At 58.4% G+C, this 22,823-nt stretch carries 23 protein-coding genes and 1 pseudogene; 21 read left to right on the top strand and 3 right to left on the bottom strand.

Annotation, left to right across the window (positions count from 1 at the left end):
* Positions 1-19 precede the first annotated feature (19 nt).
* From H522_RS0110395 to H522_RS0110450, 12 genes are all read left to right on the top strand, one after another.
* Positions 20-265 (top strand): anti-sigma-F factor Fin, encoded by a 246-nt coding sequence (locus tag H522_RS0110395; RefSeq protein ID WP_026962266.1) that lies wholly within the window; start codon positions 20-22, stop codon positions 263-265.
* 104 nt (positions 266-369) lie between these two features.
* On the top strand, positions 370-3,921 hold the full coding sequence (gene mfd, locus H522_RS0110400; RefSeq protein ID WP_035453461.1) for a transcription-repair coupling factor: 3,552 nt from the start codon (positions 370-372) through the stop codon (positions 3,919-3,921).
* Positions 3,911-4,912 carry a peptidylprolyl isomerase gene (locus H522_RS0110405; RefSeq protein WP_026962268.1) on the top strand — a complete coding sequence of 334 codons (1,002 nt, stop codon included), beginning with the start codon at positions 3,911-3,913 and terminating at the stop codon, positions 4,910-4,912. Before mfd ends, H522_RS0110405 begins: the two co-directional genes overlap by 11 nt.
* Before the next feature lie 369 nt (positions 4,913-5,281).
* Positions 5,282-5,824, top strand: a complete 543-nt coding sequence (gene spoVT, locus H522_RS0110410) for a stage V sporulation protein T (RefSeq protein ID WP_026962269.1) — start codon at positions 5,282-5,284, stop codon at positions 5,822-5,824.
* 188 nt (positions 5,825-6,012) lie between these two features.
* Positions 6,013-7,617, top strand: a complete 1,605-nt coding sequence (locus H522_RS18840; protein WP_035453464.1) for a putative polysaccharide biosynthesis protein — start codon at positions 6,013-6,015, stop codon at positions 7,615-7,617.
* Positions 7,618-7,667: 50 nt separating this feature from the next.
* The gene (yabN, locus tag H522_RS18845; RefSeq protein ID WP_051344162.1) at positions 7,668-9,221 is read left to right on the top strand and encodes a bifunctional methyltransferase/pyrophosphohydrolase YabN; all 1,554 of its coding nucleotides are present in this window, start codon (positions 7,668-7,670) and stop codon (positions 9,219-9,221) included.
* 101 nt (positions 9,222-9,322) lie between these two features.
* Positions 9,323-9,595, top strand: coding sequence for an HU family DNA-binding protein (locus tag H522_RS0110425; protein ID WP_026962270.1), 273 nt, complete (start codon positions 9,323-9,325; stop codon positions 9,593-9,595).
* Complete coding sequence (locus H522_RS0110430) at positions 9,596-9,859, top strand: RNA-binding S4 domain-containing protein (RefSeq protein WP_026962271.1); 264 nt, start codon at positions 9,596-9,598, stop codon at positions 9,857-9,859.
* A gap of 152 nt (positions 9,860-10,011) precedes the next feature.
* A complete protein-coding gene (yabP, locus tag H522_RS0110435) occupies positions 10,012-10,278 on the top strand; it encodes a sporulation protein YabP (RefSeq protein ID WP_026962272.1) in 267 nt (88 codons plus the stop codon).
* Positions 10,279-10,287: 9 nt separating this feature from the next.
* Positions 10,288-10,875 (top strand): spore cortex biosynthesis protein YabQ, encoded by a 588-nt coding sequence (gene yabQ, locus H522_RS18850; RefSeq protein WP_051344163.1) that lies wholly within the window; start codon positions 10,288-10,290, stop codon positions 10,873-10,875.
* A gap of 14 nt (positions 10,876-10,889) precedes the next feature.
* On the top strand, positions 10,890-11,228 hold the full coding sequence (locus tag H522_RS21745) for an FtsB family cell division protein (RefSeq protein ID WP_051344164.1): 339 nt from the start codon (positions 10,890-10,892) through the stop codon (positions 11,226-11,228).
* 67 nt (positions 11,229-11,295) lie between these two features.
* Entirely contained in the window at positions 11,296-11,697 is a 402-nt protein-coding gene (locus tag H522_RS0110450; RefSeq protein ID WP_026962273.1) for a S1 domain-containing RNA-binding protein, read from the top strand.
* A gap of 154 nt (positions 11,698-11,851) precedes the next feature.
* Here the strand turns inward: H522_RS0110450 and H522_RS0110455 are convergent, their stop codons facing one another.
* Positions 11,852-12,745: a DUF1028 domain-containing protein gene (locus tag H522_RS0110455; protein ID WP_026962274.1), complete on the bottom strand. Its 894-nt coding sequence runs from the start codon at positions 12,743-12,745 to the stop codon at positions 11,852-11,854.
* 371 nt (positions 12,746-13,116) lie between these two features.
* On the opposite strand from H522_RS0110455, the gene H522_RS0110460 reads away from it, so the two are divergent.
* The 9 genes and pseudogenes from H522_RS0110460 (at position 13,117) to H522_RS0110500 (ending at position 21,779) form a co-directional block, all read left to right on the top strand.
* Positions 13,117-14,079: an ABC transporter ATP-binding protein gene (locus H522_RS0110460; RefSeq protein ID WP_026962275.1), complete on the top strand. Its 963-nt coding sequence runs from the start codon at positions 13,117-13,119 to the stop codon at positions 14,077-14,079.
* 11 nt (positions 14,080-14,090) lie between these two features.
* Positions 14,091-15,024 (top strand): annotated as a pseudogene (locus H522_RS18860) (ABC transporter ATP-binding protein).
* A gap of 24 nt (positions 15,025-15,048) precedes the next feature.
* Positions 15,049-15,963, top strand: a complete 915-nt coding sequence (locus tag H522_RS0110470) for an ABC transporter permease (protein WP_155836340.1) — start codon at positions 15,049-15,051, stop codon at positions 15,961-15,963.
* Positions 15,964-15,982: 19 nt separating this feature from the next.
* On the top strand, positions 15,983-16,903 hold the full coding sequence (locus H522_RS0110475; protein WP_026962277.1) for an ABC transporter permease: 921 nt from the start codon (positions 15,983-15,985) through the stop codon (positions 16,901-16,903).
* Between the two features lie 216 nt (positions 16,904-17,119).
* Positions 17,120-18,850, top strand: coding sequence for an ABC transporter substrate-binding protein (locus H522_RS0110480; protein ID WP_026962278.1), 1,731 nt, complete (start codon positions 17,120-17,122; stop codon positions 18,848-18,850).
* A gap of 232 nt (positions 18,851-19,082) precedes the next feature.
* Positions 19,083-20,813 (top strand): ABC transporter substrate-binding protein, encoded by a 1,731-nt coding sequence (locus H522_RS20555; RefSeq protein ID WP_026962279.1) that lies wholly within the window; start codon positions 19,083-19,085, stop codon positions 20,811-20,813.
* Positions 20,814-20,867: 54 nt separating this feature from the next.
* Positions 20,868-21,020 (top strand): hypothetical protein, encoded by a 153-nt coding sequence (locus H522_RS21515; RefSeq protein WP_155836342.1) that lies wholly within the window; start codon positions 20,868-20,870, stop codon positions 21,018-21,020.
* Between the two features lie 72 nt (positions 21,021-21,092).
* Positions 21,093-21,365: a hypothetical protein gene (locus H522_RS18875; protein WP_035453471.1), complete on the top strand. Its 273-nt coding sequence runs from the start codon at positions 21,093-21,095 to the stop codon at positions 21,363-21,365.
* A gap of 228 nt (positions 21,366-21,593) precedes the next feature.
* A complete protein-coding gene (locus tag H522_RS0110500) occupies positions 21,594-21,779 on the top strand; it encodes a DUF2759 family protein (protein WP_026962280.1) in 186 nt (61 codons plus the stop codon).
* 77 nt (positions 21,780-21,856) lie between these two features.
* Here the strand turns inward: H522_RS0110500 and cmpA are convergent, their stop codons facing one another.
* Both cmpA and H522_RS0110510 read right to left on the bottom strand, forming a co-directional pair.
* A complete protein-coding gene (cmpA, locus tag H522_RS21520; RefSeq protein ID WP_155836343.1) occupies positions 21,857-21,967 on the bottom strand; it encodes a cortex morphogenetic protein CmpA in 111 nt (36 codons plus the stop codon).
* 38 nt (positions 21,968-22,005) lie between these two features.
* Entirely contained in the window at positions 22,006-22,506 is a 501-nt protein-coding gene (locus H522_RS0110510; protein WP_026962281.1) for a deoxycytidylate deaminase, read from the bottom strand.
* Positions 22,507-22,823: the final 317 nt, after the last annotated feature.

Consider the following 22,823-nt stretch of genomic DNA (forward strand, 5'->3'; position numbering starts at 1 on the left):
GTCATCCGGGAGGGGTTTCATGCGCGTCGAATACGTATGTCGGCATTGTCACCATCAGGTCGGGGAGCTGGACAACCCGCTTTGGAATCTGTCCGACCTCGAGCGGGTGTTAGGGCTTGCCTCCCTGGACGCGGTAGAGCGCAGGGAGCATATCGCATATAATGAGGATTGCAGTGTCGTCTATGTGCAGGTAGTTTGCGATTACTGCCAGCGGGCGGTGGAAACGCACCCAGAGTTGTTGGTGGAAGGAAAACTCCTCCAGTAGCCGCGGCACGTGTTCAGGAGTCTGGAAGATGGGAACATTCACTCAATGACAAGCCTTGGCGATTGCGCTAAGGCTCTTTTCGGCGTAGGACGAGGAGGGGTAGCGTGATAGAACTGGTTCGCCGACTGGCAGCTGATGACGAGTTCCGCGCCGTAGCTGAAGGACTGAAGGCGGACGGCCTGGACCGCTTGGTGAGCGGTCTGGGGGGCAGCGCCCGCCATGCCTATTATGCGGCCTTGTACGATTTTCACAAGCGAGAAAAGGGATACGCAGTCCCTTTTTTGATTGTTACACACACCTCTACGCAGGCGGACGCGATTGCGGATGACCTGCGGGAACTGTTACCGAATGAACCCGTGTTTGTGGTGCCGGAACGGGAGCTGGCGGAGATGGACGTGATGGCCGCCAGTCCGGACCTTGTCAGTCTGCGCCTGTTGGCGCTGGATCACCTGGCGGCTGGCCGCGCCGGCATTGTCGTGGCGACCCTGGCTTCTGCGGTTCAGCCGTTGACCCCGCGCCAATTCCATCAGGACGCGGCGTTGACGCTGCAGGTCGGGGATACGGTTGACCTTGGAGATGTCGTGGAACGGTTGCTCGCGGCCGGGTATGAACGCGTCGATATGGTGGAAGGGAAAGGACAAGTATCGGTGCGTGGCGGCATTCTCGATGTCTACCCGCTCACCGTGCAGCATCCCCTACGCATCGAGTGGTTTGACACGGATGTCGATTCCATTCGCACCTTTGACGTCAGTACGCAGCGCTCGCTGGAGAAACTCACTTCCGTGGAAATCGGGCCGGCTACGGACGTGTTGCTGTCGCGTTCGGTGATGCAGACGGTCGCGGAGGAGTTGGAGCAACGCTTAGAGGCCCGGTTAACGACCGTCACCGAGGTGGACATGCGAGATCGCCTGCAGACCCATGTGGGAGCGGATGTACAGCGGTTCAAGGCCGGTTTCCCGTTCCCGCGGCAGCTCCGCTACGTGCAACTGTTTCAGAGTTACGTACGCAATCTATTCGACTATTTTCCGCGCGGTTCCATCCTCTGTATTGATGAACCCTCGCGCCTTCAGGAACGGCAGAAAACGCTCATCCAGGAATGGTCCGAGTGGATCTCGCAGGCGTTGCTGCGCGGAGAGCTGGTTTCAGGGTGTCTAAAGACGCCTGACTTCGACGCCGTCTGGCAGCACCCGGGCCTAACGGCGCTGCACTTTTCGATGTTTACCCGGGCCGCGGGCGGACACCGTTTTGCCCAGTCCACGAGCGTGACGGCGAAGTCGATGCAGAACTTCCACGGGCAAATGAATGTGCTCCGGAGTGAGGTTCAGCGCTGGCAGCACAGCCACACCGACGTGGTCCTGCTGGCGGGGGACGAAGAACGGGCGGATCGGCTGCAAAGGGTGCTCTCCGACTACCGGATTGAGACGGTGCGCAGTGATACATTTATCCGCTCGGATAAGCCGGTCATCTTGACGGCTAGCCTGTCGGCCGGGTTTGAGCTGCCGCTGGCGCACCTGGCGGTGATTGTCGAGAACGAGGTATTCACGAAACGCAAAAAGGGTCGCCGGGCCCGTATGCAGATGTCGAATGCCGAGCGCATCAAAAGCTACCAGGAGCTCAAGCCGGGCGATTACGTGGTGCATATCAACCATGGCATCGGCAAGTACCTGGGCATTCGGACGCTCGAAATCGATGGCCGGCACAAAGACTATCTGCACCTTCAGTACGCAGGCAATGACAGCCTGTACGTCCCGGTGGAACAGATTGACCAGGTGCAGCGCTACATCGGCGCGGAGGATAGGGAACCGAAGGTCTATCACCTGGGCGGCGGGGAGTGGAATCGCGTCAAACAGAAGGTTTCCAAGTCGGTCCGCGACATCGCGGAAGACCTGGTGAAGCTGTACGCGGCTCGGCAGGCAACGCCTGGGCACGGATTTTCCCCGGATACCCCCTGGCAGAAGGACTTCGAGGCGCGCTTCCCGTATGAGGAAACGCCTGACCAAGAACGGGCGATTGCGGAGATTAAGCGCGATATGGAGAAGCCGCGGCCGATGGACCGCCTGCTGTGCGGGGATGTCGGGTATGGCAAGACGGAGGTGGCCATCCGTGCTGCGTTCAAAGCGGTGATGGACGGGAAACAGGTGGCCGTGTTGGTCCCGACCACGGTTTTGGCGCAGCAGCACCTGGAAACCTTTCGCGAGCGGTTTGAAGGGTTTCCGGTGACCATCGAGGTGCTCAACCGCTTCCGGACCCGGGCCGAGACGCAAAAAGTCTTAAAGGGCCTGCGTGACGGTAGCATCGACATCGTGATTGGCACCCACCGGCTCTTGCAGAAATCGGTCAAGTTTAAAGACCTGGGGCTCCTGATTGTGGACGAGGAGCAGCGGTTTGGCGTGACGCACAAGGAGCGTTTGAAGCAGCTGCGCACGAATGTCGACTGCTTGACGCTGACGGCGACACCGATTCCGCGTACCCTGCACATGTCGCTCTTAGGCGTGCGTGATTTGTCGGTAATTGAGACGCCGCCGGAGAACCGTTTCCCGGTGCAGACGTACGTGGTGGAGTTCAACGAGGGCCTCATCCGTGAGGCTATCCAGCGGGAGTTGGGGCGTGGCGGGCAGGTATACTTTGTCTACAACAACGTGAAAGGTATTCGCACCATGGCCGACCGGGTTGCCCAGTTGGTGCCCGAGGCGGCGATTGGCGTGGCGCACGGCCAAATGTCGGAGGACGAGCTGGAACGCGTGATGCTCGACTTCCTTGAGGGTGAGCTGGACGTTTTGGTGACCACCACCATCATCGAGACCGGACTCGACATTCCCAACGTCAACACGCTTATCGTCTACGATGCGGACAAACTGGGCCTCGCGCAACTGTATCAGCTGCGCGGACGCGTCGGGCGCTCCAACCGGATTGCCTACGCCTACTTCACCTACCAACGGGACAAGGTTCTGACCGAAGTCGCTGAGAAACGCCTGCAGGCGATTCAGGAGTTCACGGAGCTGGGGAGTGGGTTTAAGATTGCCATGCGGGACTTGGCCATCCGTGGGGCCGGCAACCTGCTCGGAGCGGAGCAGCATGGGTTCATCAACTCAGTCGGTTTTGACCTGTACAACGACATGCTCGCCAAGGCGATTCAGGAGCTAAAGGGCGAAAAGGAACCCGAGGTCCCTGAACCGACGATTGACCTGTCCCTCGAGGCGTATCTGCCGGACGAATTCATTCCGGATGCGGCGCAAAAAATTGCCATGTACAAGAAGTTTCGTCACGTGCAAACGTTGACCGACGCGGACGATTTAGAGGAAGAACTGGAAGATCGGTTTGGGGATTTACCGGACTCAGTGCGCAACTTGCTGGACATCACTCGCATGAAAAGTTATGCTGTCCGATATGGGCTGGAGTCCATCACGGCAGCGTCGGGAGAGGCCACGCTGCGTCTGCGCCCGGATGCGGTCACCCATATCGACCCCGGGAAGCTGTTTTTGTTGTCCAAGCGGTATAGCGGTCAGTTTAGCAAGCGTGGGAACGGATCGCTCCAGGTGGTCCTGCGCATCAAAGGGCTGTCAGACCGGGATGTTTGCGCCCGCCTGCTGGAGTTTCTGCGCGATTTTGCGGACGTGGTCAAGGCTGGCGAGGAGGTCGAGCAATTTGCGAGGTAAAAAATGGGTAACAACAGCGGCGGCAGCGGCCGTCGTGCTGGCGGCGGTGGTCGGTTGTGGTTCCGGGACGACAGGGAACCAGACGAACACGACGTCCAATCAGACGGCGGTCAAACTGCCGCCTGAGCCGAAATACAGCGGGCCGATTGTGGCCACGTACAACGGCGGGAAATTGACCAAGCAAGAGTTGGACAAGCAGTATAACCTGCAGGTCGTCTTGCCGAAGCAGCAACAGAACGAGTCGAAAAAGCAGTTCGTCAGCGATTACATCCTGTATTACAAGTATCTGTATAACAAGGCACTGAAGGATAAGAAGGCGACTCCGGACGCGAGCACGGCCGAGCAGTATGCCAACGAGGCGATTTCTCAGCTCTATTCGGCTCAAGGAGCGCCGTACAAGTCGAAACAAGCGGTTCTGGACGAGATGAAAAAACTCGGCCTGACCAAAGACGACCTCATCCTGTACTTTGCTCGGTATGAACGACTGCAAAACTACCTGAACGACCAGATGCAACAGGTCAAGCCGACCACCAAGCAGATGCAGGATTACTACAACAAACACAAGTCGGATTACATCCAGGTGACGGTGGACACGATTCTGTTTAACAAGTTGTCGACCGCAAAGGACGTCGAGAAGCAGCTGAAAAGCGGTGGAGACTTCAAGAAGCTGGCGGACAAGTATTCGCAAGACCCGTCCGTGTCCCAGAATCATGGCCACCTGACCAATCAGCTGGTGTCGCAGTTTGTGCCGCCTTTTGCCAATGCCTGTAGGACCTTGCCGATTGGTCAGATCAGTGATCCCATCAAGAGCCAATACGGCTATCACATCGTCAAAGTGGACAAGCGCACGCAGCTTTCCTTTGCTCAAGCGAAATCTTCCATTGAACAGCAGCTCACCCAGCAGATGCAGCAGGAAAAGCAGCAGCAGATTCAGCAGGACGCCACGAAGAATGCGAATGTGAAGATTGTCGTCAAGGACCAAGAGCTGTAAGGTAGTCTGGCGGTCAGGCATTCTATAGTCCCGTCAGACAAAGAATTCCCCAGCGAGGAAGCCGTCCCCTCGCTGAGGGAGGAGGACCGCATGGGGGAATCCCGTGCGGCCTTAATGATTCTTGAACCCCTTTTCCGGACACTCATGTCTTTGCCGCCGATGCCGGATTTTCCGCTCCGTTGGCCCCGCCTTCCTAAGTCTGGTGCATAGAGGAATCCCAGCCGTAACATAATAGGTGCGCGTACCCCCGGGGTCTTTACACAAAGCAAGGCAAGCATGGTGGAAGGTTAGCTCTCTGTCGGTTGATTCCTGCTTAGTGGGGTGTTGAAACGTAAGGCGTACGATCACACATGAGGGTGAGGGTCAAACGTGAAAGCAACTGGCATCGTGCGTAGAATTGATGACCTCGGTCGTGTTGTCATTCCGAAAGAAATTCGACGGACGCTGCGGATTCGCGAGGGAGATCCCCTGGAAATCTTTGTTGATCGAGACGGCGAGGTGATACTTAAGAAGTATTCGCCCATCGGTGAACTGGGCGACTTTGCTCGCGAGTACGCCGAGTCTATCGCCGATACGACCGGACACATCGCGATGATTGCCGACAGGGACGTCATCATAGCGGTCGCGGGCGGATCGAAAAAAGATTTTCTCGAGAAGCCCATCAGCGAGGATATCGAGCAGGCGATGGAAGAGCGCAAGACCATCGTTGACGCAACGCCTGGGGATACGTCCATCGTGCGGGATCGACCGGAGCGGTTTACGTCCCGCGTCATCGCCCCGATTATTGCCGCGGGCGATCCGATTGGCGCCGTAATTTTGGTTTCTCGTGAGGAACATGCCCGCATGGGGGAACTGGAACAGAAAATCGCCGAAACGGCAGCCGGTTTCCTGGGTAAACAGATGGAGCAATAATTCCGTTACAAGCGCAGCCTTGGCCGTCCGGTGGCATATCGCCGCCGGACGGTTTTTTCATGCCCGCTAGGCGCACACAGCTGACCCCTTTCCGGACTGCCTCTAGGACTATTTGCCCCCCATCCTCCATAATTATGGGTATCAGGTTGTCCGTACGGGTCAAGCTTTGGCGTTGGGGGGAGAGGCGGTTGTCTGAGACGCGCAGCTTTGTGCACGGTGCCATCCTCCTGGCGGGTGCCGCTGCGGTATCGAAACTGCTGGGTTCGGTGTATACGATTGTGCTACAGAATATCATCGGCGATCACGGTATGGGGCTGTTTCAGATGGCCTACCCGATTTACGCCACGCTGCTGGCCATCGCGACGGCTGGCTTTCCGGTCGCCATCTCGAAATTGGTCTCGGAGCGGCTGGCCCTCGGCGACGCGGATGGGGCTCGCACGGTGTTCCGCGTGGCTTCCGGCATGCTGAACGCAGCCGGTGTGGCCTGTTTTCTGATTCTCTTTTTGGGCGCCGGCTGGCTGGCCGATAGGGTCGGGGATGCGGACGCGGTCTGGGCCATCCGGGCGATTGCGCCGGCCTTGTTGTTCGTCCCGATGCTTAGCGCCTGGCGCGGCTATTTCCAAGGCTTTCAGTGGATGGAGCCGACGGCGTCCTCACAGGTGCTGGAGCAGTTGGTCCGGGTCATCACCATCATTCTTCTATCCGTTTGGCTGACTGCGGCCGGCTACGGCCAGGCCCTGGCGGCCGCCGGGGCCGCCTTTGGCGCGGTGACCGGGGCGGTCGCCGCGTTCCTGCTCCTGCTCTACACGTGGTGGCGCCGCCACCCAGATGTCCCCGCCCTCAGAGACGCGCCGCGCGCCAGCGCGATTGGTCTGTCCAAGCGGATTCTCTATTACGCCTTCCCCATCAGCCTGGGAGCGATGGTTGTCCCACTGATGAACAACATCGACGTGGTCACCGTCGTCAACCTGCTCAAAGAAGCGGGCGTCAGCCAGGCGGAGGCGACCACCCAGTTTGGGCTGTTGACCGGACGTGCGTTCAAGCTCATGATGCTGCCGACCACGCTGGCCTCCGGGATTGGCATCGCGGTCATGCCGGCCGTCTCGGAAGCGTTCACGCTCGGTTTTCGCCGTCTGGTCTGGGACCGCATGGATATGGCCATCCGCTTAACCACTTTGCTCGCCCTGCCGGCTGCGGTCGGGCTGACTTTATTGGCCGTCCCCGTGGATATCACCCTGTTCAAAGACGCCACCGGGAGCCCCGTCATCGAGGTCATGGCGGCCGCGACGGTGTTCGCCAGTCTGCAGACGACCGTGGCGGCTGTCTTGCAAGGCTGTGGTTGGGTTTACGTCCCAGTGTTCAACCTGCTCGGCGCTGCGGTGGTGAAACTGGCCGCCAACCTGTTGCTGGTCCCCCTCTATGGCATCCGTGGCGCCGCGCTGGCGACAGTCATCAGCTACCTGACCGCAGCCATCCTCAATTTTTGGGCCCTGCGCGCCTGCCTGCGCGAAGGGGTCGATTGGCGTCGCTGGTTTTTGCGTCCAGCCGTCGCAGTGTTTATCATGGGAGCGGTGGTCTATGCTGCCGTCCAGCAGTGGCTGGCCTGGGACGGGCTGGCCTGGGGGCGTGTACAGACGGCGGCAGCCCTGGCTGTGATGATGCTGCTTGGCGGTCTGGTGTATGGATTGGCGCTCTTGTTGACGGGCAGCCTGGAGGAACAGGAACTCGTGGCTATCCCGAAGGTGGGGCCGATTCTTGTAGATTGGTGCCAGCGCCTGGGGATGATGCGCTAATACGGTCCGTTCCCCCTGCCTGTGGCAGGCGCGTGAAGGGTGGGAGAGATGTGGCGACCATTTATGTCATCGGTTTAGGTCCTGGCGACGTTTCGGGCCTGCCGCTGGGGGCCTGGCAGCGCCTGAAATCCGGCCTGCCGATTGTGCTGAGAACCCGATTTCACCCCGTCGTTCCGATGTTGGACAAGGAGGGGCTGGTTTACCAGACGTTTGATGAGGTGTATGACACCGGCGAGAGCTTCCCGGAGGTTTATCGGGAAATGGCGCAGCGCCTGCGTCAATTGGCGCAGGCGGCCGGGGATATCGTTTATGCAGTGCCTGGCCACCCGCTCATGGCGGAACAATCGGTCCAAGAGCTGCTGGCCTTAGACGCCGACGCGGAGATTCACGTCCAAATCGAAGCCGGCCACAGCTTTTTGGATCCCGTCTGTACCGCGCTCGGGGTCGATCCGATTGACGGTCTATGCCTGCTCGACGGCACGCTCCTCTGCCAGGAACAGATTCGGCCAGATTTGCATTTACTGATTGCCCAGGTGTTTAGCCGCGCCGTGGCTTCCGAGGTCAAGCTGACGCTGATGGAGGTGTACCCGGACGAGTACGAGGTGACCGTGGTCCGCGCCGCCGGCGTGACTGGAGAGGAACGCATTGTCCGCGTCCCGCTGTACGAACTCGATAGGCTGGACTTTATCGACCACTTGACCAGCGTCTTTGTGCCCCGGGCAGAGGCGGAGCCCGCGCGTCGGCGCGATCCCTGGCACGTGGCTGGCCTGGTCCGTCGCCTACGCGAGCCCGGCGGGTGTCCGTGGGACCTGCAGCAAACGCACGACAGCCTGCGCCCGTACGTGATTGAGGAGGCGTACGAAGTCGCCCACGCTATCGACGAGGGCGATCCGTACGCCCTCATGGAGGAACTGGGGGATTTGTATCTGCAGATCCTCTTGCACGCCCAGATTGCCAGTGAAGTGGGCGACTTTTCCTTGCGCGACGTCTACCAGACGCTGGCGGATAAACTGGTCCGGCGCCACCCGCATGTGTTTGGCGAGGATAAGGCCTCGTCCGCGGCGGAGGCGGAGGCGGCATGGCGCAAGGCCAAAGCCGCAGAGGGCAAGAGCCTGGCGAAAACGAAAGATGCAGGTGGCACCGAGGAACGAACGCAGACGTGGCTCTTGGACGACGTCCGCATGGGGCAGCCGGCCCATACCATCGCGCGAATTTACCAGGAGCGGGCCGCCAAGGTCGGGTTCGACTGGCCGAGCGTCAACGAGGTGTACGCCAAACTCCGCGAGGAAGTGGATGAACTCGGACAGGAGCTGGGCGGAGAATGCCCGCCGAAGGGGGCGGATCGCCGGCGGGCCCTGTCGGAACTGGGGGACGTGCTGTTTGTGATTGTAAACCTCGCCAGGTGGTTAGACTTGGATGTGGAGGAAGCCTTAGCGGCTGCCAACCGGAAGTTTTATCGGCGATTTCAGCACGTTGAGCGGCGGGCGCGCGAGCGCGGGGGATGGACGAAGCACACGCTGGCAGACCTGGATGCTTTCTGGGACGAAGCCAAACGTCAAGAAAGCGGATCAAAGAGGGCGTCGCGGGCATCGGCGGAGAGTTAAGCTTACCTCGAAATCCGCGGTATTTTACGGCGGGGTTAGCAGGAATTCGGTGAGGAAACACGAATATCTCAACGGACATTGCCACAAAGGGGGCTACCAATTTGAACAAAATGGAGCTGATTAACAAGGTCGCGGAACGCGCCGAGTTGAAGAAGAAAGACGCCGAGGCGGCCGTCAACGCGGTCTTCGATATCATTACCGAGGCGCTTAAGGATGGCGACAAGGTTCAGGTCATCGGGTTTGGAACCTTTGAGACGCGCGAGCGGTCGGCGCGTTCGGGTCGCAACCCGCAGACGGGCGAAACAATTTCCATTCCGGCGTCGGTGGTGCCGGCGTTCAAACCGGGCAACCGCCTGAAGGAAGTCATCCGGTAATTGCGGCTCGATAAATTCCTCAAGGTTTCCCGCCTCATCAAACGGCGGACGGTCGCCAAGGAAATCTGCGACGCGGGTCGGATTCAGCTGAACGGCCGCGTCGCCAAGGCTTCGTCCGAAGTCAATGTGGGCGATGTTCTGACCATCCACTACGGGCAGAAGACGACCGAGGTGCGCATTATCGGGTTGTCTGAGACCGCCCGCAAGGAGGCGGCGGGTGACCTGTACGAAGTGGTTCGCGAGAGCGTGCGTGAAACGCAATAACGCTGTGGGTCCGGCCAAGACGGGCCATGCGGATGCCTTGGGAGAGGCTTGATGCCTCTCCTTTTTTCGTGAGCCCAAACACCCCCGGTTCTACGCACCGCGCCTCGCGCATACATTGGCATTGATACCGGGACAGGTTTGGGGGGAAATCCATGGCGGGCATGGATGGGCACGACATTACCATTAAAGGTCGTAAGTTCATCGAAGTAAAAGGGGTATCCAGCGTGGAGAGCGTCGATGTGAACGAGTTTATGCTGACGACCACCGGCGGACCGCTGCATATCCAGGGCTCCAATCTACATATGAAGCACCTCGACCTAGAGGCCGGGGTGGTGCTCATCGAGGGAACCCTCACCAGCCTCGCGTACGTGCCGGAGAAGGGGAAGAAAAAGATGAGTGTCAGTCGACTCTTTCGTTAGGTGTCGCCGATGAACCCGCTTGGTTACCTCGAATGGCTGGTGTTGTGCGGGGCTCTGATGGGCGCGGTGTTCGACATCTATAACACGGTACTTGGCTCTTCCCGCTGGCTGCGTTGGCTGCGCCCTCTGCTCGACCTGTTGTTCTGGCTGGTGTCCGCAGCCGCCGTGTTCTACGTAACGTTTGTCACCGATCTCGGCCGGTTCCGGGTCTACACGTTCGGACTCCTGCTGCTGGGGTGGCTGTTATACCGGGTGACCCTACACCATACTGTGGTCGGCAGCGCGTTTGCCATCATGCGGATGGTGCGTGCGGTGGTTCTCTTTTTTATCCGCATTGTGGACTGGCTCTTGGTTCGTCCCCTGTGGTTTGTCTGCCGCACCCTATGGATGATCGCGAAACAGTTGTATTGGTTGTTGTGCCGTTTGGAGGATGGCGTATTTTGGGTGATACGCTTTTGGTTGTCCATCCTCGCCTGGCCGCTCAGGGGACCGTGGCAGGGAACCGCGGAAATGCGTGGACGAATTCACACACGCTGGGAGGGAATCTGGGAGCGGGCGTCGAATTGGATACTAAAAGACCACTCGGAACATTTGTGAGAGGAGTTACGCTTGTGCCCCAGAGTGCCTCTTGGCGGTCGTCGGTCAGTGTGGCGCCGCGAGCGGCCAAACGGCCCCGCCGTCGACACATCTTCAAGCTGCGCTATATTGGGTTGGCCTGCATTGCAGCGTGGGGTGCATTTGATTATTTTCATGTGGAAAAACCCCGCCTCGATGCCCTATTGCAGAAGCAGTCTCAATTGGAAGCGCAGTTGAATGACCTGAAGCAGCAGCGCACAGACTTGAAACAGCAAATTCAAGAGTTGCATGACAAAGATTATATTGCGCGCTACGCGACCCATGAGTTTCATTTGGTATCGCCGGGCGAGGTGCCGTTTTCCGTGCAACATTGACAAATTCGCCGGATTTGCTTATATTATATAAAGGCATTTTCAAACTCTAAGGAGGCAAATGTGCTGTATGTCCATTGAGGTCGGCAGCAAATTGGAGGGCAAGGTTACAGGGATTACCCACTTTGGGGCGTTTGTTTTGCTGCCGGGTGGCGTGACAGGACTCGTTCATATTTCCGAAATTTCGGATGAATATGTAACGGACATTCACGAGCACCTGAAAGTGAACGACCAGGTCACGGTGAAAGTCATTAACGTGGACAAGGATGGGAAAATCGGGCTGTCTATCCGCCAGGCGGACCCGAATTGGCAGCCGCGTCCTTCGCGCGGGCGTGGGCGGTCGTACGGGGGCGGATCGAGGCAGTCGTTTGAGGATAAAATGTCGCGCTTCCTCAAGGACAGTGAGGAGCGCTTGCAAGCGTTGCGCCGCAGCGAAGCCAAGCGCGGCGGTCGCGGCGGTCGTCGCGGTTGAGAGCCCTCCCAGACTGCGGTGGTCGGATATTGTCCCTGTGCTGGACGGGCCACACGGTCATGCGATATCGAATCAAACAGGCAGCCCGGTTGTCGGCTGCCTGTTTTTGATCCGCCCGGCATAGGCGATTCGCTTCATGACCCAACCGGATATCTCAGCGCCCCACAGCGCTCTGCATGTACGCCAGTACCTGTTTGTCGATCACCGCGCCTTCCTGCCAGCGCTCTTCGAAGTTTTCGGTTTGATAGTAGGCACTGAGCGCCTGCTTGTCCGCCTCGCTATACTCGGACCCGGTTCCGGGCCGGTACCCCGCGCGTTGAAGCAGCTCTCGGACCTCATCCAACGTCTCGCCAGACAGTGGCACCAGGTCTTCCTCGCGGGGACGCTCAAAGTACAGTCGGTGCAGGTGCAGCAGACGCCGAAGCTCCTGAATCGGTTGGGCGTGGTCATCGACGCGCAAGTCGATGAAACGGTCATTAAACCCGCCATACCCCCCATTTGGCTTGGCAATGTAGAGGGCTGCCGATTGCATCCCGCGCCGGTCGCCGCCCGCGGTCTGTCCAGCGGCCAGGGCCGCCAGCAGCCTGTCAGCGAGCCGTCCGGTCGTGGCCAAGAACGTCGCCTCCATGTCTTTGACCACGTTCTCGCCCGCCAGGATGTTGCCTTGACAGGCGTAGCCGGGCCCACACACCCCGCCGGCCCAGTCAAAACACTCCTTCCCGGTGAAGGTCGCGCTGCGACCCTGCAGGTCGACAATGCCGACCTGGCGCGATTCGCGGTTCGCATCATCCGCGAGCAACCGCTCCAAGACCTCCTCTGGGTGCAAGCCCTCGCGCAGGAGCGCCAAACCCCTCGGACCAAAGCTGGTGTTGGCCCAGGATTGGGTGGCTACTGCTCCCGCGTCCGCCGCTACCCACGGCACGGCCGATCCGACCGCTAAAAACTTCGATTGCACTGCGACCCCGATTTCCTGTGCCTCTGTGTCTACGGCGACGATGGAAAAGGTCGAGATGGCAGGAATGCCATTGCGGTAGATGTACTTGGTCATTCGCTTCGCCTCCTCGCTCAATTATATCCGTTGGTGCCACAGCTGAGCGCTCTGGCGCCAAGCATCTGCCTTGGTCAAAGTTGGGCGCCTTGGCGTCACGTATCCGCTGCCGCAAAGTCCCGGCTACGCCAAACTGAACGGCAAGACTCCACTACGGATCAATCTATCTTTACCTTAATAACGCGTCGACGCGGTGCCCTTTTACAGGGTAGTATTTTCATGGCTTCCAAAAATAATGGGTTACGATTTTTTGTTGAATCTTGATATACTTTAGCTTGGCTTATTAACCTGTCGGCGGGGGGTTCATTCTATCAGTACCGCCTCATAGGGTGGGATGCCTCCTCGAGGCGCGGAGAAAGAAGGGACATACGGTGGGGAACATTCTCGAAGTAGAAAACCTGAATATCCAGTTCAGGTTAGACGAGAAATATTACACGGCAGTTCAAGACGTGAGTTTCTCAATTCGTGAGGGCGAAACCCTTGGGTTGGTCGGTGAGTCGGGGTGTGGGAAGAGCGTAACGTCGCTGTCCATCATGCGACTTTTACAGCCGCCCACAAAAATCTCTGGGCAGATTCGTTATCAGGGAAAGAATTTGCTTGATTTACCGGAAAGTCAGATGCGTTCCATCCGGGGCAACGAAATCAGCATGATCTTTCAGGAACCGATGACCTCGTTGAACCCGGTGCACCGTATCGGGGCGCAGATCAGCGAAAGTCTCATTTTGCACAAGGATCTGTCGGCCAAACAGGCGCGTCAGGAATCGATTCAATTGCTACGGTCAGTGGGAATTCCACGGCCTGAGCAAATTGTGGACGAGTTTCCGCATCAGCTCTCGGGCGGGATGCGCCAGCGCGTAATGATTGCCATCGCCATGGCGTGCAACCCCAACCTGTTGATTGCGGACGAACCGACCACCGCCCTGGATGTCACCATTCAGGCGCAGATTCTCGACTTGATGCGTAAGGTCGCGCGGGAATTCCACACCTCCATCCTGCTTATCACGCACGACTTGGGTGTGGTGGCGGAAATGTGCGACCGGGTGGCGGTCATGTACGCGGGGCGCATTGTGGAAGAAGGCCCAGTGCGACAGATTTTCCGCAACCCACAGCATCCGTATACGCAGGGCTTGTTGGCTTCCCTACCAAAAATTGATGGGCCGCGCACACGCCTGCGCCCGATTGAAGGCAATGTCCCATCGCTCAAGAACATGCCGCAAGGCTGCCGGTTCGCGCCGCGTTGCCGGAAGGCGATGGATGTTTGCCGAGATCGTGATGCCAGCTTCCATGAGGTAGAAGAGGCGCATCGGGTCCGGTGCTGGCTGCACGCCAATTAAGGAGGGCAATCATGGCTGAAGCATTACTGGAGGTCCAAGACCTGAAAAAATACTTTCCGATTCGCCGCGGCGTGTTCCAGCGCACGGTGGGCCATGTGCGCGCCGTCGACGGTATCAGTTTTCAAGTTCAGCAAGGCGAGACCCTGGGGGTCGTCGGCGAGTCTGGCTGCGGCAAGTCCACCATGGGACGGAGCATCCTGCGGCTATTGGAACCCACCAGTGGGGTGGTACAGTTTGCCGGCCGCAACATCGTCAAACTAAACAAAGCGCAGATGCAGGCCATGCGTCGGCAGATGCAGCTGGTCTTCCAAGACCCGTACGCATCGCTCAATCCGCGCTTTAGCATCGCGCAGACCCTGATGGAGCCGATGATTATCCACAATCTGCACGGATCGCGAGAAAAGCGGCTGGCCGAAGTGCGGCGCCTGCTCGAGCGCGTCGGCCTGGATGCCGAGTACGCAAAGCGGTATCCGCACGAGTTCTCGGGCGGTCAACCCGAAGCTCATCATCTTGGACGAGCCGGTCGCCGCGCTGGACGTATCCGTTCAGTCGCAAGTGTTAAACCTGCTCGAAGACCTGCAGGAAGAGCTGGGCCTGACCTACATCTTCATCGCCCACGACCTGTCCGTGGTTCGTCACATCAGCGACCGCATCCTGGTCTTATACCTGGGTAAGATGATGGAATTGGTAGAAGCCGAAGAGCTGTTTGTGGATCCGTTGCATCCGTATACGCAGGCGCTGCTCTCAGCGGTTCCCATTCCCGATCCGGACGCCAAGCGGGAGCGCATCATCCTGCAGGGGGACCTGCCGAGTCCGGCCAACCCTCCAAGCGGCTGCCCGTTCCACACGCGCTGCCCAGTGGCCAAGCCCGTCTGCCGCGAGCGTGCGCCGCAGTGGAAGGAAGTCAAGCCGAAGCATTACGTCGCCTGTCACCTCTACGAGTGAGACAGGTGGAGAGGAGAGACATGGATGGCAGCCATGCAGTTTGAGACGCCGCCGGTTACGCCGACAGCGGCTCCCGCGGCGAAGCCGTTTTCAAAACGATTTTGGAAAAGCGTACGCGAATTCCCGATGTTCTATCTCGGCGCGCTGATTATCGTCCTCTTGATCTTGGCGGCCGTGTTGGCACCGGTTATCTCGCCGCACAACCCGACCACCCAGTTCTCCGACGGCCTGAACGCAAACGGGACGCCCGTGGGACCGAACGCCAAGTTTCCGTTTGGCACAGACAATCTCGGACGCGATATCCTTTCCCGCGTCCTCTACGGGGCACAGGTTTCTTTGCTGGTCGGCATTGTGTCTACGGTCATCAACCTGTTTTTAGGCGTACTCGTTGGCACCGTCGCGGGGTACTTCGGGCGCTGGGTGGATAACGTCCTGATGCGTGTTACCGACATCATCCTGGCCTTCCCGCTGCTCCTGTTCGCGATGGCGCTGGTGGCGGTGTTGGGGCCCAGCCTCTGGAACGTGCTCCTTGCGATTGGGGTCCTCGGCTGGGGCACCATGGCCCGCGTCGTACGTGGCCAAGTCCTCGCCGCTAGGGAGTTCGAGTACGTCCAGGCGGAACGCGCTTTGGGTGCGTCGAACTCGCGGATTATGTTCAAGGTGATTCTGCCTAATATCATCGGCCCGGTCATCGTCTTAGCCACGCTCAACGTCGGCCAGAACATCCTGACCGAGGCGGCACTCAGCTTCCTCGGCATCGGCATTCAGCCACCGACGCCCAGCTGGGGGAACATGATTCAGGCGGGTATGCAGACGTACCAATTTGCCCCGTGGACCCTCTGGTTTCCTGGATTAGCCCTGGTTATCGCTGTGCTAGGTTTCAACTTACTTGGTGACGGCCTGCGCGACATTCTCGACCCGCGCAACACCCAACACTAACTGACAAGGGGGTGCAGACGTGTACGCATATATCATCCGTCGCTTGTTCTCCGCGGTTATCGTGTTGTTCGGAATTTCCGTGGTCACGTTCTTGTTGGTCTACGCAATTCCGGCCGATCCCGCCCGCATGATAGCGGGCCCGAAAGCCCCACATTCGGTCGTGGTAACGATTCGTCACCAACTGGGCCTCGACCAGCCCTTGCCGCTGCAGTACATTCACTACGTCGGCCGTCTCCTGCACGGCGACCTGGGCACGTCTTACACGTTCAACCTGCCGGTGACGACGATGATTCTGCAACGGCTTTGGCCGACGGCGGAGCTGGCCTTGGGCTGCTGGCTGGCTGAACTCATCATCGGCATCCCGCTTGGCATTTATACCGCTCGGCATGCCCGTCGGCTTGGCGACTACATGGTCAGCGCGCTGGCGCTCATCGGGATTTCGCTGCCGGTGTTCTGGCTCGGTCTGCTCTTACTCTACTGGTTTGGGTTTCAAATCCCTATCTTCCCGTTGGGCGGATTTGGCGGCTTTCGCTACCTGATACTTCCGTCGATCACGTACGGAATCACCGGTGCGGCATACTATACCCGCCTGCTGAAATCGTCTATGCTCGAGGTCATGCAACAGGACTACGTGCGTACGGCACGGGCGAAGGGGGCTGGCGAGGCTCGTGTCACCTTCCGCCACGTCGTCCGCAACGCCTTGATTCCGGTCGTGACCTTTGGCGGCATTGACTTCAGCTACCTCTTAACCGGTGTGGTGTTGATTGAGGCGACGTTCAACTGGAACGGGCTTGGCGAGCTGGCCTATACGGCGATTCCGAACTTGGACGTCCCAGTCATCATGGGCACGGTACTGTTGGTCGCGGTGGCGGTCGTGGTGTTCAACTTGATTGTCGATATCCTGTACAGTATCATCGACCCACGCATCCGCTACAGCTGATGATAGACATCGTCGGGAGCCAAGGCCTGCGGGACAGAGCATCCCGCAGGCCTCTTGGCGCCCCTGCTTGAGAGGGGGGATGCGGGCACCGAAAACCGGCGGTGCCGTGGTAGGAATATTTTCATCAGAGAGCACCTGCGTCGTGGGGTGATGTGGATTCACCATCCAGTGCAGGCAGCGTAACGCGCTAGATTTTCAGCAGAGGGGGACATCCATGTGAGCGCGTTTTGGAAGAAGGGCGCAGCCGTTGCGGCTTCGGTAGGCACACTGGCCTTGGTTTTGGCCGGCTGCGGTGCGAGCACCAGCAACAACACAACGGGCGGATCGAACGCGTCTACAGGAACCGGAACGAACACAGCAGCTGGCAAGCCCGTCGAGGGTGGCAAGATTACACTGGACATGCTGCAGAACATCCGCGATCTCGATCCGGCGCTCGACTATGACTCGGCTTCCACCGAGATCGTATCTCAGATGTACGACCAGCTGGTAACATGGAAAGACGGTGGAACAAAGATTGTGCCGATGGCGGCCCAGTCCTACGACGTGTCCAAGGACGGCCTGACCTATACGTTCCATTTGCGCAAGAACATGAAGTTCTGGAACGGAGACCCCGTCACGGCGCAGTCGTTCATCGACGAGTTCTATCGCGTCTTGTCGCCGAAGATGGGTTCCGGTGGTCAGAGTTTCTATGAAATCATCCAAGGGGCTGACAAGTACGCGGCCGGCAAGAGCAACACCATCCCAGGCTTGTCCGCGCCGGACAAATACACCCTGGTCATCAAGCTGTCGAAGCCAGAGGCGTTCTTCCTGCAGACCTTGACGCTGCCGTTTGCCTCTGCAGTGGACAAGAAGTTCATCGAAAGCGTGGGTAACCACAAAGTCTACGAGAAGAACCCGACGTTCGACTCGACGCAGGCGATGGGCAGCGGTCCGTTCGAGCTGCAGACCATCAATTCCAACCAGATTATCTTGAAGAAGAATCCAAACTACTGGCGGACCGACAGCTACGGACAGAAGCTGCCTTACTTAGATCAGGTAACGTTCAACATCAACAACAACGACCAGGTGGACGCGCTGCATTTCCAGCAGGGCCAGACCGCTTTCATTGGTTGGAACTTCGGTGGACAGGGTATTCCGAGTTCGGCCTATCCGCAGTTCATGAGCAACCCCAACCTGAAGAAGCTGACGACGACAATGGTCCAGAACTCGGTTGAGTACATCGGCCTCAACACCACCTACGGTCCGACCAAGAACAAGCTGGTGCGGCAGGCGATTGAGTATGCCATTGACAAGAAGGCCATTCTCAAGCTGGCCAACGGTCGGGGCCAAATCGCCAACCAGCCGTTGCCGCCGGGTGTCGTCGGCTATGACGACAACGTGTCGCCCCAGGCCCAGTACAGCTATAACCCGGCGAAAGCCAAACAGTTGCTCAAACAGGCTGGTTATCCGCACGGCCTGACCATCGACTATTACACAGAGAACAGCAACGACCGGATGAAGTACAGCCAAGCCATCCAGGAGCAGTTGGCCAAGGTTGGCATCAAGCTCAAAATCCACTCCAGCAGCTGGGGGACCTTCTTGAACGTGGCGGAAGCCGGTAAGGCGCCCATCGCCCTGCTTGGGTGGGTGCAGGACTTCCCGGATGCGTCTGACTTCCTGAACGTGCTGTTCAACTCGAGCCAGGCACCGACGAACAACACTACCAACTACAAGAACGCGCAGGTCGACCAGTGGCTGAACACGGCGCAGTACTCGAACGACCAGAACCAGCGCAACCAGCTGTACGCCAAGGTCACCGATAAGGTGATGGAAGACGCGGCCTGGGTGCCGCTCTGGTACGATACGTTCACAGCGGCAGTACAGCCTTGGGTGCATGGGTTCTATATCCCGCAATCCGGGACCGATCCGCTCGTGACCATCTGGGTCGACAAGAGCCACCAGGGCTAAGATGATTTACCCCCTTCATCCGATGGAATCCGGGGAAACACCTACGATAGAAACTTAAGTTTTCCACTGGGGTCAGCCGACCGGACGGGCATCCGTCCAGTTGGCTGGCCCTATTTAATAGGTTGAGTTTATACATACTCATGATAAAAAAACCATTTGCTGAACATATTTACTAGGCGATATAATGTTGATCGACTAATAACATTTGAGTCTTCTGTGAGGGGGAAGAAATGTGAGCATACTGGGGAAGAAAGGGGCGGCCCTGGCGGCGTCCGTAGGTACCCTGGCGCTGGTGCTCGCGGGCTGCGGCGCGAGCACCAGCGGTAGTGGCAATCAGAGCTCCAACAGTGCCAACGGACAGAACCAAACAACGGGGCAAAAGCCGGTCGAGGGCGGTTCTGTGACACTCGACATGATTCAAAACATCCGCGACCTCGACCCCGCGTTCGCCTACGACAGTCAGTCGTGGGAAGTGGTTACGCAATTATATGATCAGCTGGTCACGTGGAAGGGCGACACAACCCAGATCATCCCGATGGCGGCCAAGTCCTATGACGTTTCTAAGGATGGCCTGACCTATACGTTCCATCTGCGCAAGGGCATGAAGTTCTGGAATGGCGACCCGGTTACGGCCCAGTCGTTCATCGATGAGTTCTATCGCGTCTTGGCGCCAAAGCTGGGCTCGGGCGGCCAGGGCTTCTACGAAATTATTCAGGGGGCGGATAAGTACGCTGCCGGCAAGAGCAAGACCATTTCTGGCCTCTCTGCACCCGACCCGTATACGTTGGTCATCAAGCTGTCGAAGCCGGAAGCGTTCTTCCTGCAGACGTTGACGATGCCATTTGCCTCTGCGGTGGATAAAAAGTTCATCGAAAGCGTGGGCAACCACCAGGTCTATACGAAAAACCCGACTTTCGATTCGACACAGGCGATGGGCAGCGGTCCGTTTGAGCTGCAGACCATCAATTCCAACCAAATCGTCCTGAAGAAGAACCCGGATTACTGGCGAACCGACAGCTACGGGCAGAAACTGCCGTATCTGGATAAGATCACGTTCAACATCAACAACAACGACCAGGTGGACTCGCTGCACTTTGAACAGGGACAGACGGCCTGGATTGGCTGGAACTTCGGCGGGGACGGCATCCCCACCTCGTCGTATCCCCAGTTCATGAGCAACCCGAACCTGAAGAAATTGACCGTCAGTGCCGTCCAAAACTCGATTCAGTATGTGGGCCTGAACACTAAGCTCGGTCCGACGAAGAACAAACTGGTTCGCCAGGCGATTGAGTACGCTATCGACAAGCAGGCCATTATCAAATTGAACAACGGCCGTGGCAAGGTGGCCAACCAGCCGCTGCCGCCAGGCGTCGTGGGCTATGACAGCAACCTTTCACCCCAGGCGCAGTACACCTATAACCCGAACAAGGCGAAGCAGCTGTTGAAGCAGGCCGGCTATCCAAACGGCTTGACCATCGACATGTACTCGGAGAACTCACCGGACCAGTTGAAGTTTGACCAGGCCATTCAGGGCCAGCTGTCCAAGGTGGGCATCAAGGTTAAACTGCATACGAGCAGCTGGGCCAGCTTCCTGAACGTGGCCGAAGCGGGCAAGGCGCCGATGTTCTGGCTGGCATGGATTCAGGACTTTCCCGATGCCTCGGACTTCCTGAACACCTTGTTCAACTCGAATCAAGCGCCGACCAACAACAATACGAACTACAGCAACCCACAGGTGGACAAGTGGCTGGAACAGGCGCAGTACTCGAACGACCAGAACGAGCGCAACCAGCTGTACGCCAAGATCACCGATAAAGTGATGGAAGATGCCGCTTGGGTGCCCATCTACTACGACGTGTTCACGGCGGCTGTGCAGCCTTGGGTGCATGGGTTCTATCTCCCGAAAGCGGGAACCGACCCGTTGGCTCTCATCTGGATTGACAAGAGCCATCAGAAGGGTTGATAAGAAAAGTTTAGCTGCGGACGCAGAGGCTCTGATTTTGGGAGAAGCACCGTCTTGCGGCATCGCATTCGCAGTATGTTCTCCATCTTTGCGGAGGCCGAGCCGGCAGATTGCCGCCGGCCTTTTCTGTTGGACGCTGATAATCCGATGCGCCGGTGGAGCCTGGTCGCGAGTGGGGCCCCGGCGCCTTTGCCGGGCAACCTCTAAATCGATATGGTATGATACCAGCGAGCCCGCAAGAACATCCTCAAGAACATCCTCTCGGAAAGGATGGGTTTTGTGTCAGAAGACCGTATAAACGCGCGCTGGCGCGATCGTGTAAACGCGCGTTCGCGCGATCGTGTAAACGCGCGCCCGCGCGATGATGAAACGGCGTACCTAGAGTACGAGCTGTCGGACGGGCGGCGCGTGATGCTGGCGTTTGCCAACATCAATGACCGCGACGGTTGTCATATTTCACTGGATATGTACAAGGTTCAGCTCGGCCCGATTGATGATGAGGTTTTGCATCGTATCCTCGGCAAGTTCCATGGATGGGTGCTCGGCGCATAAGGTTGTCCGGAAAGGGGTCGCCGGGCTATCGCCGGCCTAGACGGTCTCCGAGGCTCTGCCCGTCTGAACGGTCCCCACAGGGGATCAGGCCGCACTGGCGACCAGGCCCTCGGGCTATCGCCACCCCTTTGACCGAAATGACAGACTTGTGCTACTTTGAACGAGAGGCATGACGAACGAGAACCAGCTTGGTCACGACCGAACCGTGCGACAGGAGGGATAGCGTGCGTGGATAACGGAACGTATTTGCATCCGTGGCTCATCGCCATCTTCTTGTGCCTGTTCGCTTTACTGTCACTCATCGGGATGATCCGCCTGCTGCGGGAACGCCGCTACTTTGGAACCTTTCTCTTGTTGCTGTCGACTGTCATTTTCGGCTATAGTACCTGGATTGCGGCCACGTTAAAAGTGTAAGGTTGTCAGGTTATCCTCCCTTGACCCCTTTCTTCGGACACACACGCTAGCAAGAAGGAGCCCGGTTGGGCCCCTTCTCATGGTTTTATCGTCCGATAGCGAAAAAACGCCTGGTTGAGCATCCGCACCGCCTTGGCATCCCGGTTTTTGAATGCCCTGCGTAGTTGGCTGCACAGCCACTCGGGCACGGCTTTCACCTCCCCGGACGGGCGCGCCGCGAAATCCTTTACTCTATCCTATGCGGCACCGGCCCTGGGCGGTGACTGATGAGCTGTTCCATTCGACTGGTAATCTGCCGCACCGGAATGTTTGCGTATGCCAACAGTTGCGCGGCGTACTCGTCCGGGCGGTATTCGGTCTCAAAAAAGACGCGCGCGATGCCGGCTTGGATGATGCTTTTGGTGCAGGCCAGGCAGGGCCGATGTGTCACGTACAGGTCGGCTCCAGCGCATTCGATGCCAAATCGCGCGCACTGCAACAGCGCGTTTTGCTCCGCGTGGATGGCGCGCACGCAGTGCCCATCCACCATCTTGCAGCCCACGTCCGTGCAGTGGACATCCCCGCTGATCGATCCATTGTACCCGCTGGCGATGATGCGTTTATCGCGGACAATCACACACCCGACAGCCAGCCGCGGGCAGGTAGAACGCATCGCCATGACCCGGCTTTGCGAGATAAAAAACTCATCCCAAGACAAACGTGTCGATGGCTCCGTCGACGTGCTCATCAAAATTCCCCCTCACTTCGATTCCAATCGTACAAGTTAGGCATACCGAGGCGCATCTAGGCGCGCATCCTCACGGCTGTCCTCATTGTACCGGAAATTCACCGCCATCCGCTGGCACACCGCGGCGAAGCGCATCCGACCACGCCCGCGAGGCACCCTCGGGTCGCGTCGGCGGGCGGATCGGAGAACGGTTCGGTGTCTGACGGAGGGGGTCGTCCGGCGCGGCACTGCGTGTCGAAAAGGAAAACGATGTCGCAATTTTTTATGGACTTGCCCCCTTGCTTTGACAAAATGCTCGTCCGCCGCTTCTTATAATG

The sequence above is a fragment of the Alicyclobacillus herbarius DSM 13609 genome, assembly GCF_000430585.1.
GTDB lineage: Bacteria > Bacillota > Bacilli > Alicyclobacillales > Alicyclobacillaceae > Alicyclobacillus_G > Alicyclobacillus_G herbarius.